The sequence below is a fragment of the Bacillus sp. SIMBA_008 genome, from assembly GCF_046535495.1.
Lineage (GTDB): Bacteria > Bacillota > Bacilli > Bacillales > Bacillaceae > Bacillus > Bacillus subtilis.
In genome coordinates this window covers 1-249 of sequence record NZ_JAWRWL010000960.1, presented here as the reverse complement: position 1 = coordinate 249, position 249 = coordinate 1, and the positions used below count along the sequence as shown (strand labels likewise).

Annotated in this window: 1 protein-coding gene; it reads left to right on the top strand. The window is 38.2% G+C overall.

Annotation, left to right across the window (positions count from 1 at the left end):
- Positions 1 to 249 (top strand): ATP-binding cassette domain-containing protein (locus SB658_RS26225; RefSeq protein ID WP_410603417.1); only part of this gene is annotated, 249 nt, incomplete at both ends.

The following is a 249-nucleotide window of genomic DNA, read 5'->3' as shown; positions in this document are numbered from 1 at the left end:
ACCAGTTGCGATATTTTGGTAGATTAGAAGGAATGTCGAAAAAAGAAGTAGATCTTGCTATTGATCACTGGTTAGAGCGATTAGCGATACCGGAATATAAATTTAAAACGGCAGGAGAGCTTTCAAAAGGGAACCAGCAAAAAATCCAATTAATTGCTGCCCTTCTTCATAATCCTGAACTTCTCATTTTAGATGAACCATTTAGCGGACTTGATCCAGTTAATGCTGGGATGCTAGCTAGCATTATTG